This is a genomic window from Candidatus Leptovillus gracilis (assembly GCA_016716065.1).
Classification (GTDB): domain Bacteria; phylum Chloroflexota; class Anaerolineae; order Promineifilales; family Promineifilaceae; genus Leptovillus; species Leptovillus gracilis.
This window is the reverse complement of sequence record JADJXA010000001.1, coordinates 878,142-890,996: the sequence shown is the minus strand read 5'-3', so window position 1 is coordinate 890,996 and position 12,855 is coordinate 878,142. Positions and strand designations below refer to the sequence as shown.

The 12,855-nt window shown below is 56.1% G+C and carries 12 protein-coding genes; 8 read left to right on the top strand and 4 right to left on the bottom strand.

The window, feature by feature from the left end; all coding sequences use genetic code 11:
• The first annotated feature begins 54 nt into the window (after positions 1–54).
• The 7 genes from IPM39_03720 to IPM39_03690 all read left to right on the top strand — a co-directional run bounded on the left by IPM39_03720 (position 55) and on the right by IPM39_03690 (position 5,638).
• On the top strand, positions 55–1,014 hold the full coding sequence (locus IPM39_03720) for a DNA-directed RNA polymerase subunit alpha (GenBank protein MBK8985179.1): 960 nt from the start codon (positions 55–57) through the stop codon (positions 1,012–1,014).
• Between the two features lie 196 nt (positions 1,015–1,210).
• A complete protein-coding gene (rplQ, locus tag IPM39_03715; protein ID MBK8985178.1) occupies positions 1,211–1,633 on the top strand; it encodes a 50S ribosomal protein L17 in 423 nt (140 codons plus the stop codon).
• A gap of 80 nt (positions 1,634–1,713) precedes the next feature.
• The gene (gene truA / locus IPM39_03710) at positions 1,714–2,487 is read left to right on the top strand and encodes a tRNA pseudouridine(38-40) synthase TruA (protein ID MBK8985177.1); all 774 of its coding nucleotides are present in this window, start codon (positions 1,714–1,716) and stop codon (positions 2,485–2,487) included.
• The gene (rplM, locus tag IPM39_03705) at positions 2,459–2,887 is read left to right on the top strand and encodes a 50S ribosomal protein L13 (protein ID MBK8985176.1); all 429 of its coding nucleotides are present in this window, start codon (positions 2,459–2,461) and stop codon (positions 2,885–2,887) included. The genes truA and rplM overlap by 29 nt, the downstream gene beginning before the upstream one ends.
• An 11-nt stretch (positions 2,888–2,898) precedes the next feature.
• Complete coding sequence (gene rpsI, locus IPM39_03700; GenBank protein MBK8985175.1) at positions 2,899–3,303, top strand: 30S ribosomal protein S9; 405 nt, start codon at positions 2,899–2,901, stop codon at positions 3,301–3,303.
• A gap of 163 nt (positions 3,304–3,466) precedes the next feature.
• Complete coding sequence (mazG, locus tag IPM39_03695) at positions 3,467–4,930, top strand: nucleoside triphosphate pyrophosphohydrolase (GenBank protein MBK8985174.1); 1,464 nt, start codon at positions 3,467–3,469, stop codon at positions 4,928–4,930.
• Positions 4,931–5,053: 123 nt separating this feature from the next.
• Positions 5,054–5,638 (top strand): SH3 domain-containing protein, encoded by a 585-nt coding sequence (locus IPM39_03690; protein MBK8985173.1) that lies wholly within the window; start codon positions 5,054–5,056, stop codon positions 5,636–5,638.
• Positions 5,639–5,677: 39 nt separating this feature from the next.
• Here the strand turns inward: IPM39_03690 and IPM39_03685 are convergent, their stop codons facing one another.
• From IPM39_03685 to IPM39_03670, 4 genes are all read right to left on the bottom strand, one after another.
• Positions 5,678–7,813: an acetate--CoA ligase family protein gene (locus IPM39_03685; protein MBK8985172.1), complete on the bottom strand. Its 2,136-nt coding sequence runs from the start codon at positions 7,811–7,813 to the stop codon at positions 5,678–5,680.
• Positions 7,814–8,321: 508 nt separating this feature from the next.
• The gene (locus IPM39_03680) at positions 8,322–8,513 is read right to left on the bottom strand and encodes a DUF5615 family PIN-like protein (protein ID MBK8985171.1); all 192 of its coding nucleotides are present in this window, start codon (positions 8,511–8,513) and stop codon (positions 8,322–8,324) included.
• Between the two features lie 2 nt (positions 8,514–8,515).
• Entirely contained in the window at positions 8,516–8,749 is a 234-nt protein-coding gene (locus tag IPM39_03675) for a DUF433 domain-containing protein (GenBank protein MBK8985170.1), read from the bottom strand.
• A 372-nt stretch (positions 8,750–9,121) separates the two neighbouring features.
• Entirely contained in the window at positions 9,122–10,498 is a 1,377-nt protein-coding gene (locus tag IPM39_03670) for a transposase (protein MBK8985169.1), read from the bottom strand.
• 263 nt (positions 10,499–10,761) lie between these two features.
• Between IPM39_03670 and IPM39_03665 the strand changes: the two genes are divergently transcribed.
• Complete coding sequence (locus IPM39_03665) at positions 10,762–12,819, top strand: cation:proton antiporter (GenBank protein MBK8985168.1); 2,058 nt, start codon at positions 10,762–10,764, stop codon at positions 12,817–12,819.
• The last annotated feature ends 36 nt before the right edge of the window (positions 12,820–12,855 follow it).

The following is a 12,855-nucleotide window of genomic DNA, read 5'->3' as shown; positions in this document are numbered from 1 at the left end:
GTTTGTGAGGCCGGTAGGTTTGATTAGTTAGGGAAGGGAGGTATATCTTTGGCTATTAGCAACTTGATTTTACCCAAGATTGAAAGCACCGCCATGTCATTAGAATATGGGCGGTTTGTGGTTGGACCGTTGGAAAGAGGATTTGGGACAACAGTCGGTAATTCGCTGCGTCGTGTCCTTTTATCTTCTTTGCCGGGATCCGCTATCACATCTATCCGTGTAACAGACGTGCCCCATGAGTTTTCCGCAATTCCTCACGTGCGTGAGGACATGATGCAGCTCATTTTGCACATCAAAAAACTGCGCATTAAACTGCACAACACCGACACCGCGCGCCTTCGCCTGGAAGTTCATGGGGCCGGCGTTGTGACCGCTGCTGACCTGCAAACGCCGCCCGAAGTTGAAATTATCAACCCGGAACTGTATCTGTTCACGGTTGATTCTGACGACGCATTTCTGGAAATTGAAATGACGGCCGAAACAGGACGCGGTTACTCGCCCGCCGAAGACCGGGGTCGGCTGCCTATTGGCGAACTGCCCGTAGACGCCATCTTCAGTCCCATCAGCCGGGTGGGCTATGAAGTTGACAATACCCGCGTGGGTCAGGTCTCCGACTTTGACCGGCTGGTGATGGAAATCTGGACCGATGGCAGCATTAAGCCAGAAGAGGCTTTGGCGCAGTCGGCGCAGATTCTCATGCAATACCTGCGTCCCATCGCCGGCGTCAGTGAAGAGACATTCCTGCCGATTGAGATGGAAGTGGAAGAAGAAGGGTCCATCCCCAACGAAATCTACGACACACCCATTGAGCAGCTCGACCTGAGTGTGCGCGTCTTCAACTCGCTCAAACGGACAGGCATCACCAAAGTCGGTGAAATGTTGGATATGCTGGAACGTGGCGAAGAGACGATGTTAGCCATCCGTAATTTCGGCGAAAAATCGTTGGATGAATTGAAGCAGCAGCTTCAAGCCAAAGGTTTTCTGGCCGATATAGATGGCGGACTGGGAGCCTGATCGTTCCTGGTAGCCGTAAACCAAAGTCCGTATGCCGTTTTCCGTTGGCATTTGCCGCAGGCGCGCCCTACGGAATACTACGGGATACGGATTACCGAACACGGCTACGAGTTTCTTCTGATATAGATGGAATTGCCTGAAAACCGGGCTTGCTTGCCAGGCCCGGTTTTTAGACTGTATGTAAGAGGTAAGAATTATGCGACATCGAGTATTTGGTCGTAAACTAAATCGTAGCTCTGCCCACCGCAAGGCTTTGCGCCAAAATCTGGTGGCCGACCTGATCTGTTATGAGCAGGTGCTGACTACGGAAGCCAAAGCGCGTACCATCCGTCCGGCGGCCGAAAAGATGATCACCCTGGCCAAGCGCGGCCTGGATCAGGCGGGTGCAGACCCGGCCGCGGCCGTACACGCCCGCCGTCTGGCGGCTGCGCGCCTGCCCAAAACCCGTACCTTCACCGATGAGGCCGGAGCAACGGAAGAAGTGGATGTAGTCAAAAAATTGTTTGAAGAGATCGCCCCCCGATACCAGGAACGGCCGGGTGGTTACACCCGTATGGTCAAAATCGGCAAGCGCCCCGGCGATAATGCCGACATGGCTGTACTGATGCTGGTTGATTAACAATATCTGTTCAGGTGGTCGGCACTAGTAAACGCTGACCTGCCTGACCAATTTGAACATTTACGTGATTAGGAGTGTGCTTGGCTCGGTATTGCGCCCGAATAGAGTATGATGGGACGGGTTATTATGGCTTTCAACGCCAACGAGATGATCAACCCACGATTCAAAGGGCAATAGAAGACGCCTTAGCCCAGGTTGTCCGGCAGCCAGTTCGTGTGGCCGGGGCTGGACGAACAGACAGTGGCGTCCATGCCACAGGCCAGGTAATTGGTTTTGACGTTGTGTGGCGGCATGGTTTAGACAAGTTGCAGCGCGCCCTCAACGCCAATTTGCCGGCCGACATTGTTATTTTACAGCTAGACGAAACGACGGCGACGTTTCACCCGCGCTTTGATGCCCGGCGAAGAGCTTATGTGTATCAGATCAGCAACACGGCCGTGCGTCATCCATTACAGCGTTACCGGAGTTGGCATGTCAGCCAACCTCTTGATATGGCGCTGATGAATGAAGCGGCGAGATGTCTGCCAGGGGTGCATGATTTTGCCACCTTTGGTCAGCCACCGCAGGGTGAGCAGACGATCCGGGAGGTCTTTGCCGCTCAGTGGCAGCGCCAGGGAGAGATGCTGGTCTTTTTCATCGAAGCCAACGCTTTCCTGTATCGCATGGTGCGCAGTCTGGTGGGCAGCATGAAGGCCGTGGGTGACGGCCGTTGGTCCACTGACGAGTTTAAGGCTGCATTTGCAGCGTGCGACCGTCGTCTCTCTGGCATGGCGGCCCCGGCGCACGGCCTTTACCTGGTATCTGTAACTTACGGAGAAGAACAGCATGAAAACATACGTAACAAAACCGGCTGACATAGAACGCAGTTGGTATGTGGTAGATGCAGAAGGCCAGACGCTTGGTCGTCTGGCTTCGCAAGTAGCCGCCGTTTTACGCGGCAAACACAAGCCCATTTACAGCCCATCGGTGGATGCGGGTGATTTTGTCATCATCGTCAATGCCGATAAAATTCAGGTGACAGGACGGCGCATGGAACAGAAAATGTACTATCGCCATTCTGGCTACCCCGGCGGCCTGCGCGAAGCAACGCTGAAAGAGCAGTTGAATCGTTATCCTACCCGCCCGGTAGAACTGGCTATCAGAGGGATGCTGCCAAAGAACCGGCTGGGTCGCCAGATGATCAAGAAATTGAAGGTTTACGCGGGGCCGGACCACCCACATGCCGCGCAGCAGCCTGTCCCGATGGAGTTTTAGGAGATAGATTTATGGCAGACAGAGAATACTTTGAGGGAATCGGTCGTCGCAAACGCGCTTCCGCCCGCGTGCGCATTTATCCTGGCGCAGACAGCGTTGGTCAGTTCACGGTAAACGACAAGGACGTGACGGAATATTTCCCGCGCTTTGGCGATCATGAAATCCTCAGCGGCCCTTTGGCGGCGGCGGACATGTTGGGTAAGATGGACGTGACGGTGCATATTGAAGGTGGCGGCATCACCGGACAGACCAGCGCCGTGCGCCTGGGTCTGGCCCGCGCCCTGGTTAAATATGATGAGAACCTGCGCGGCGTCCTGCGCTCTGGCGGTCACCTGACACGCGACGCACGCATTAAGGAACGCAAGAAGCCCGGTTTGAAACGCGCCCGCAAGGCCCCGACCTATACCAAGCGTTAGGTTTGTGGCGGCAATGGGCTGCCTTACCGCAGCTTGTTGACCATTGTTGGTTTAATCAGACAGTAAGTTAGGCGAGTCCTGGAACTCGCCTTTTTGCTTTGCATTGGCAATTGCCCAAACCCTTCGGGTCTATGGTCATTCGCATTGGGGTAGAGGTTGTGTGATGGGTATTACTGTTGTGGGATTGGGGCCAGGCGACGGCCGTTTTCTGACCCGTGAAGCATGGCAGGTGTTAGCCGAGGCGGACACGGTTTACCTGCGCACCAAACGCCACCCGGCGGTGGCTGATTTACCGGCCAGCGTGACGTTGGTGAGCTTTGATGGGATTTATGAAACGGCCGTTAACTTCGAGGCAGTTTACAGCCAAATTGTGGCCGAACTGCTGCGTTTGGCTGGGGCGGGACCGGTGGTCTACGCCGTGCCCGGCCATCCTCACGTGGGCGAATCTACGGTGACGGCGCTGGAAACGGCGGCGCAAGAAGCCGGCGTAGACGTGCGGATTGTGCCCGGACTGAGCTTTATCGAGCCGATGTTGACGGCCGTTGGCTACGATGGTCTCGATGGCTTGCAGCTGTTCGACGCTGTCGAAATGCTGGCGTTTCATTACCCGCCGCTTAACCCAGACGTGCCCTTGCTCCTGGGCCAGGTGTACAGCCGCCTGGTTGCCAGCGATTTGAAGTTGGTGCTGACGGCCGTTTACCCCGAAGAACACCCCGTCCACCTCATCCACGCGGCCGGTATGGCCGGGCAGACAGCCGAAGAAGTGCCCCTGTACGCCATTGACCACAGCGAGCAAATTAGCCATCTCACCAGCCTATATGTGCCGGCTCTACCCTACAAAGCCTCCTTGCCCGCCCTGGCTGAGACGGTAGCCATCTTGCGCAGCCCCGACGGCTGCCCCTGGGACCGGGAGCAAACGCCGCAAAGTATGCGCGCCGATTTCCTGGAAGAGGCCGGCGAGGTGTTGGACGCCTTAGACACCGGCGACGACGATGGCTTGTGCGAAGAATTGGGCGATATGTTCTATCACCTGGTGATGCAGGCGCAGATGGCCTCAGAAGAGGAAACCTTCCGCCTGAGCGATGTGCTTGCCGGGATTGAGACGAAACTGCGGCGGCGACACCCACATGTCTGGGGCGATTGGGAAGCGGCGGATACAGCGGCCGTTTTGCGCAATTGGGAGCAAATCAAACAAGATGAAAAGGGGAATCAGCCGGTTTCGTTGTTAGACAATATCCCTCCGGCTTTGCCCGCGCTGGCACGGGCGCAGAAGATTCAACATAAAGTCGCCAAAGTGGGCTTCGATTGGCCCAACGTGGCCGGCGTGTACGACAAGCTGCATGAAGAGGTGGGGGAATTGCAAACGGCCGTTACCCCCGCCGAGCGTCAGGCAGAGTTGGGCGACATCTTGTTTGTCGTTACCAATCTGGCCCGTTGGCTGGACGTAGACGCCGAAAGCGCCCTGCGCGAAGCAAATTTGCGGTTTGGCCGCCGCTTCCGCGAAGTGGAACGGCTGGCGGCGGCGCGCCAGCTAGACTTGTCGCAGCTAGATATGGCGGCTCTGGAGGTTCTGTGGCAGGAGGTAAAGGTCTCTTTGCCAACCACCAATTCGGCAGAAGACGCCTGAAAACGGGTTCTGGTACTTGCCAAAGTGGGCGGGCTTGGCTAAAGTAGGCATTGTGAAATACAAGGAGTTGTTGTGCAGGTTGTCTTTAGCATAATTATCCCATTACTGGGAGCTATTAGCCTTTTGGCTGCCGCCTATTTTTTGCTGCGCGCTGTTTCAGCCCGCTCCCAAACCGGTAAGGAGTCTTACGGTTTTGGGCAGTTGGAAGCGCGTCAGGCAATGCAGATGGATTTCATTCGGGCCGTTATGGCTGTCTTGTTGGGTCTCATTTTTTTCGCCGTGTTTGCCGTAGCGCCCTCAGTCGGCGAGATGATGCCAGAACCCGCTTTTGTGCCGACGTTGTCTCCTACTGACTCGGCTGAGGCAGCGGCCACGGCTACACCCGCCGCCACGGCTACCGTGACCCCCGTTCCTTTTCCCACCTCCCAGGTTACTGTCTTGCCAACGGTGATGGCCACCCTGGCAGCTACCCCCACCCATACCCCGGAACCTGCGCCAGCAACGGCCGTTGTCACCAGTCCTGTTGGCGTTTATTTGCGTTCAGAACCCTCCACGTCTGCCCCAGACGTGGAATGGCTGCTGGAAGGCACGCAGCTTGTTGTGCTGCCCGGCGACGCGGAAGCGGATGGGTACACCTGGATTTTTGTCCGCACTCCGGCCGGTAATGAAGGTTGGGTGGCTACCGCTTTCATTGAACTGACCCCTTAAAGGCGGACCAGACTTCACCCCAACAAAACGATAAAAGTCTCATAGACTTTTGCCATTTGCGTTTGTGACTGCCCGAACATCAACAGCGTAAACACCTCCCTGACCGGGCAGCACGCGCAGGGGGTTGATTTCGATTTCGGCAAGTTGGGGGAAGTCATGAACGAGTTGGGCCAGGCGGAAGAGTGTGTCGCGCACGGCCGTACTATCCCCCGCCATAATGTTGCGATACCCGGCCAGCTTCCGTCCTGCCCAGGTGTCGGCCAGCAAATAATCGGCGTCGGCGGCCGTCAGCGGCGCCAGAGCAAAAGCCACGTCGCGCAAACCCTCCACTTCCACACCGCCAGAGCCAAACATGAGTACCGGGCCAAACTGCGGGTCTTGTACCGCTCCTATAATCACTTCCTGCCCGCCAGGAATCAGCGGCTGGACGTAGACGCCCTGGATAACGGCCGTTGGTCGTGCCGCCCGCGCCCTTCCCACCAGCGCCGCAAATCCCTGGGCAACCGCCTCTGGTGAGGTCACGTGCAGCAGAACCCCGCCCACGTCCGATTTGTGCTGGATGTCCGGCGAGGCGATTTTGAGAACGACCGGGTAGCCCAGAGTATTGGCCCGGTGAACGGCCGCTGCCGCCGATTCGGCCAACGCCAGCGGCGGCGTGCGAATGCCATATGCCGCCAATATCTTATTGAGAGACTCGGTTGGCAGGTTGGTCGAGTCATTTTGTGGTTTGCTCGCCAGAACGGCGCGCACAATCTCCGGCTGCACGTCATCGAAAACAACCGGTGGCTGCGCTTCTTGCGCCAAAAACGCAGCCCGGCGCGCCAGCACGGCCAGCGCGCTGGCCGCCCGCTCCGGGAAGCGGAACTCCGGCACGCGGGCGGCGCGGAAATGTTCTACCGCCTCCTGAATAAGCCGCTCGCCCATCAGCGCCACCACCACCGGTTTGCCGGTGGCGTAAATGACCGGGATCAGGGCGCGGGCCACCGCGCCGGTGGCATACATCGGCGGCGGTGGCAGCACGATGAGAACGCTGTTCACTCCCGGATCGGCCAGCAAGATGCGCAGCGCGTCGGCGTACTGCTCCGGCGACGCGCTGGCGAGCATGTCTACCGGGTTGTGCAGGCTGGCGAAGGGGGGCAGGATGGCTTGCAGTTTGGCGATGCTGTCTGCGCCCAACGAAGCGAGCTGCAATCCCTCTGCTTCCAGCGCGTCGGCGGCGGTGACGCCGGGACCACCGGCGTTGGTCAGCACGGCCACGTTGGGGCCGTTGGGCAGCGGGCACCAGGCCAGCGCCCGCGCCCAATCAAACTGCGCCTCGCTGTTGTCGGCGCGGATGACCCCAGCGCGGCGAAAGGCGGCGTTAAAGGCGGATTCGCTGCCGCTGAGCGCTCCGGTGTGGGAAGCCGCAGCTTTTTGCCCGGCGGCAAAGCGCCCCACTTTCACGGCGATGATGGGCTTTTGCCGGCTGATTTGCGCCGCCTGCTGGACGAAGCGACGGCCGTTGCCAATTCCCTCCAGATATAAGGTAATGACTCGCGTGTGGCGGTCGGCGGCGACAGGGCCTAGCACGTCGGTTTCCGTCACGTCAGCCTGATTGCCCAGACTGACCAACTGCGACAGGCCAAATCCCTGCCCACGTGACCAATCAATGACGGCCGCGCAAATCGCCCCAGAATGACTGATGAAGGCCACATCGCCCGGCGTGGGACCGGGTGGGGGGAGGAAGGTGGTGTCCAGGGGTAAATGGGTGTTGATCAGGCCAATGCAGTTGGGGCCGATGAGGCGCATGTCGTGGCGGCGGGCAGTTGCCAGACAGGCTTCTTCCAGCTGCGCCCCGGTCTCGTTGGTTTCGCGGAAACCGCCGGAGGCGAGGATGGCGGCGCGGATGCCGCGTTGGCCGCAGGCTTCCAACGTCTCTGGGGCCAGTTCGGCCGGCAGCAGCAGCACTGCCAGGTCGGCCGGGTCGGGCACGTCGGCCAGGCTGCGGTAGACGGGGCGCTCCAGCAGGGCGCCGCCGCGTGGATTGACGAAATGGATGGCGCCGCGGTAGCCACTTTGCACCAGATTGCGCGCCAGACCAAAGCCGAGTTTGGTGGGGTTAGGCGATGCGCCGAATAGGACGATACCCTGGGGATTAAAAAAGGGCGTCAGGGAGGGGGACACTTGTGGGGTCATGCGGTTTACTCCTGGGTTCGACTTTTGGAGAAGAACGATACATCATGGTGATGTGCAGGACACGGCGCTGCGCAGGGGAAATCTTGGCACGCCGATTGTGGCTTTTGGGTGAGAACGGCCGTTTTCCACCCCTCACATTCTTACCATAGTAGTTGGAAAAACACGGCCGTTCCCCCAATTATTAATCATTGGAATGTGTGGGCAGAGGCGTCATCCGAATTCGCTGATCTTCGATGATTGAGAAGTGTCCGGCCCAGTCTACGCGCTGTGATAACACAGTTACGGCAATTCGGGCGACATGGTCCCCTGACCTGGCGGAGACGCGAAACAGAATGACCCCGCTTACAGCCGGTAATCCGGCACGAAACGCTAGTTCACCGAAATCTTTGTCAAAGGTTAGCAGAATAGGCATGGTTCAAAAAGCAGAAGTTGTCCTTTACAAATTAGTCCGCAAATTGTCATGCTGAGCGCAGTCTTCGGAGGACCTCAGCAATGACACGCTTTTTTGCTAAATTTGTAAAGCACAAATTGACTGAAATAAACCATGTCGCAAAATACGATCTTCTGTCTGGGCCTGAGCCATTACTTGAGGGTCACTGCTGCCCGGCGCTGCGGTGCGCATCCAGAGAACGTCGTACCCAGCCCGATGCAAAGCAATAATGGCATCCCCAGGAAAGTTCTCGTCTGCTAACAAACGCAGCATCAGGCAAGAACCAGGGGATATACTTTTTCAAGACGCAGCGTTTCGCTGGCATAGGAAAGACAGGCACGAATATCAAGTGCGTTGATTCCAGGGTAATTACGCAGGATTTCGCTTTCCGTCCAACCTTGCGCCAGCAAGCCCAGGATGAAGTCAACCGATAAGCGCGTTCCTTTGATAACCGGTTTGCCACCCAATACGTCTGGATCAATCGTAATATAGTCTTGCCAATTCATATCAACCTCTCCTGGCAGATTATAGCAGAAAACAACCAACGGCCGTTAACCCATTGCAGAGTGCGGACTATACGTTGCGAAATAGAGAATAGAAGATGGCCGTTCCCCACCATCCGCAGATGAGCAGTCGTAGAAAATATGGCCGCAAAATGGGGGGCCGTTGCTTCCCAAATGCCACAAACTTTGGTACACGACTTTTGCACCTTAAAAACTAATACGCCAAACAGCAAAAAAACGCCCATCCTGTCAACCTCTGTCCGGGCTGTGGCAACAAACCAGTATCTCCAGCTTATCATCAGTTAGCTGGACAGCATCACAACCAGGACTGAAAAGGCTCAGGTCAACGCGGGCAGACAGCTCGCACAAGCGGCGTCATGATTTCTTGCAAAGATTGCCCTGAGCCAGCCCCGCCGTAATAAACAAAGCGAGGCTCCACAGACTTTGGGCTTGAGTTGCTCGTCGCCAAAAAGGAACGCTGCCGTCGAGGTCTAGCTCGAGTTCACGTTGAAGCGTCTGTTGCAGGTCTGTATCCTGTTGAGCGGCACGCAGTAAGCTGTACACCACGGCGACCAGGGCGATATGTCGTTCAATAGCCGCGAAATTCCGTAGCTGATACTGGTCCAGCCCTTCGGCTTTACCTTCTTCATGATACACTTCAACGGGCCAACGATGGCGATAAATGCGCGTCATGCCTTTGGCCTGCCAGTGCAAGCGGTTGCTGATGAGAAATACTGGATTGTCGGATAGGTCAGCCCGACGATAGCTGATGACGAGACGGACTTTACCAAAGTTGTGCAGCCGATGCGTACGGCAGTAGGTATAGTAAGTCTCGGTTGTTCCCTTAAAGGTGATGGTCGTCGTTTGAAACGCAGGAGTTTGACCGGCTTTTATGGCCGCAAGATGTTCCGCCTTGAGGCGCTGGGCAAACTTGTCTAATCGTTCCCGACCTGTTGCCAGCGCCACTTCACCGCTCTCGCCCAAGGCGCCCACATAAGCAAAGCCTTTCTCATCAAGAAAGCGGCAGAAGCTGGGTTGTGTGTACCAACTATCAAAAGCGATAGGCGGCTTGAAGTCAGGGAACTGTGCCAGCCATTGCTGGCACTGCTGCTCAGCCATGCGCAACTTGCTGTCATACAGGTCAGCTACGCCCGGTTTTTTGACATTTCGTCGCCACACGCCTAGCAAATACTGACGCCACTTGGTTGGATCGCTTTCTTTCAGCTCCAGCTTGCTTTCCTTCAACTTGATGTTCGCTGCGCGTAACCCTGCTTCAATCTTGACCAGGTCAGCCGGTTGCCACAGCCCAAAGAATATAGGGTAGTCAGTTTGGTCATCGCTGTAATGCAACGTCACCAGGTTGTGCGCCCAGACCCAACACTTTTGCACATGGTCATACAAGATGGCGATCTTGTCAAAGTGGTGTCCATAGTGGGTGAGTAACGTATCGTCAAAACTCAACACCCCGTCTTTTTTCAAGGCTGTACCCGGTAGGCTGCTCATGACAGCTAAGCGACAACGATTGAGTTCGTCGAGCGAAAAAGGGCTTTCCGTTAGTAGACGGTTGAGCGAGCTTTGGTTACGGCTTTCATGGACAAACAATCGGTTGATTCCCTCAACAGTTTTGTTTTCGGAAACAATCAAACCGCTGATGTACCGCTTGAACTGGATGAAGGCATCGGCCGAAAAGACCGAACTGAAATGTGGTGCATAGTGATCAACCAATCGTGGAAATTCAACCAGGGGAACCATAGTTCAACACCTCCTGCGTAGTAAATTGCGCTATTCATCCTTCCCCTGGTATTGTGCTCTATGGCGTATTCGTTTGTAAAGGTGCTATCAAAACATTATGTCACTGCAAAAGTCGTGTTTGGTAAAACAAGCAGGGGCGATGACCGGTCTCTAATCGTCCTCCACCCTTCTCCAGAAAACATGCGAGCGAGTAAAAACAAACAGAAGGTGTTGACGGCCGTTTTGCCTGGACAACTACCCATACATTTTATCAGGATAAACCAATGAACCATTTCTCGTTACCCATTGAAGACCCAGTTCTGATTTTTGCTGTTGTTCTATTTATCATCCTGCTGGCCCCCATGATCATGAAACGGCTGCGCATCCCCGGCCTGATCGGCCTGATTATGGCCGGTGTTATTGTGGGACCCAACGGCCTGAACTTGCTGCTGCGCGACGCCAGTATTGTGCTGTTTGGCACGGTTGGGCTGCTCTACATCATGTTCCTGGCCGGGTTGGAAATTGACCTGAACGATTTTCAAAAGAACCGCAATCGCAGTCTGGTTTTTGGCGCGTTCACCTTCTTGATCCCCCAAACGGTCGGCACGTTGGTTGGTCATTATGTGTTAGGCTTTGGCTGGCCGTCGTCCATTTTGTTAGCCAGCATGTTTGCTTCGCACACGCTGCTGGCTTATCCCATTGCCAGCCGCCTGGGCATTGCCGGCAACGAGGCTGTCACCGTCACCGTCGGCGGCACCATGATTACCGATACACTGGCGTTGTTGGTGTTGGCGGTGATTGCCGGCTCGACCAATGGCGAATTAAACAGCGTCTTTTGGCTGCGGCTGGGCATCGCCTTCGCCGTGTTCATGGTGATTGTGCTGGTCCTGGTTCCTAAAATCAGCAGTTGGTTTTTCCGCAATGGGCAGGGGGATGGCGGTTCGCAGTACATTTTTGTCCTGGCGATGGTGTTTGCCTCCGCTTTTTTGGCGGAACTGGCCGGCGTAGAGGCTATTATTGGCGCGTTTCTGGCCGGGTTGGCTCTAAACCGTTTGGTTCCGCACACGTCGCCGCTGATGAACCGGATTGAATTTGTGGGCAACACCTTGTTCATCCCGTTCTTTTTAATCAGCGTAGGGATGCTGGTGGATTTGCGCGTGTTGTTTCAGGGCACAGAAGCGCTGCAAGTGGCCCTGGTGATGATTGTGGTAGCGACGGGCAGCAAATTTGCCGCCGCCTGGGCGACGCAGAAGGTGTTTGGTTATTCGCGTGACGAGCGCCAAGTGATGTTTGGCCTGAGTAATGCACAGGCGGCGGCCACGCTGGCGGCCGTTTTGGTCGGTTTTAACCTGGGGCTGCTCAACGAGAACGTGCTGAACGGCACGATCCTGATGATTTTGGTCACCTGCTTTATCAGCTCGTTTGTGGTGGAATCGGCCGGGCGGCGGTTGGCGATTACTGAAAGCGAGCGCCGACCTGACCTGAGTGAAGTGCCGGAGCGTATCCTGGTTCCCATTGCTCACCCGGCAACCATTGAACAACTGCTAGACGTGGCCATCATGATTAAAAACCCGCAGTCGCCGGAGCCAATTTTTCCGCTGATGGTGGTGCGGGATGATGCCAATGCGCGGGAGCAGGTGGCGACCAATCTTAAAATTTTGGACAAGGCAATCACCCATGCGTCAGCGACGGAAACGGCCGTGCAGGTTGTCTCCCGCGTGGACCTGAACATAGCCGCCGGTATCGCCCGCGCCATCACCGAATTGATGATTACCGAAGTGGTCATCGGCTGGAATGGGCAGATTTCGGCGCGTCAACGGGTGTTGGGTGGCGTGTTAGACCATCTGCTTGCTTTGTCGCGCCAGATGGTGTTGGTCTGCAAGCTGGTCCACTCGTTGAATATCACCCAGAAAATTGTGGTCCTGATCCCAGAATATGCGGAACGCGAAACCGGCTTTATCCGCTGGGTACGCATGGTCAGGAACCTGTCGCGGCAAATTGGCGCTGGCATTGAATTTTGGGGTTCGTCCACGACGCTGCAACATGTGACGGCCGTTTTGGACTCCAGTAAACCGGCCGTAGACGCAACTTACCACCATTTTGAAGATTGGGACAACTGTTTGGTCATTCTACAAGAAGTATCGGATGACGATCTGCTGCTGGTGATCAGCGCCCGCGGCAGCACGTTGTCCCATCACAAATACCACGATGCTATCCCCCAAAAATTAGCCACCGAGCATCAATCGGCCAGCTTTATCATCATCTATCCAGAGCAAAACGCCATTGACCCCGCCACCGGCCAACGGCCGCAAGGGCAAAACCTGGAGTATATGACGGCTTGACCAATGGGATATCCTTGACAATGCACCGACCTCTGG

What these genes read in the sequence shown, in the direction of transcription:
- rplQ (MBK8985178.1), top strand. Translation starts at nt 1,211, where the DNA reads ATGCGACATCGAGTATTTGGTCGTAAACTAAATCGTAGCTCTGCCCAC.
- rplM (MBK8985176.1), top strand. Translation starts at nt 2,459, where the DNA reads ATGAAAACATACGTAACAAAACCGGCTGACATAGAACGCAGTTGGTAT.
- rpsI (MBK8985175.1), top strand. Translation starts at nt 2,899, where the DNA reads ATGGCAGACAGAGAATACTTTGAGGGAATCGGTCGTCGCAAACGCGCT.
- mazG (MBK8985174.1), top strand. Translation starts at nt 3,467, where the DNA reads ATGGGTATTACTGTTGTGGGATTGGGGCCAGGCGACGGCCGTTTTCTG.
- IPM39_03685 (MBK8985172.1), bottom strand. Translation starts at nt 7,813, where the DNA reads ATGACCCCACAAGTGTCCCCCTCCCTGACGCCCTTTTTTAATCCCCAG.
- IPM39_03675 (MBK8985170.1), bottom strand. Translation starts at nt 8,749, where the DNA reads ATGAATTGGCAAGACTATATTACGATTGATCCAGACGTATTGGGTGGC.
- IPM39_03670 (MBK8985169.1), bottom strand. Translation starts at nt 10,498, where the DNA reads ATGGTTCCCCTGGTTGAATTTCCACGATTGGTTGATCACTATGCACCA.
- IPM39_03665 (MBK8985168.1), top strand. Translation starts at nt 10,762, where the DNA reads ATGAACCATTTCTCGTTACCCATTGAAGACCCAGTTCTGATTTTTGCT.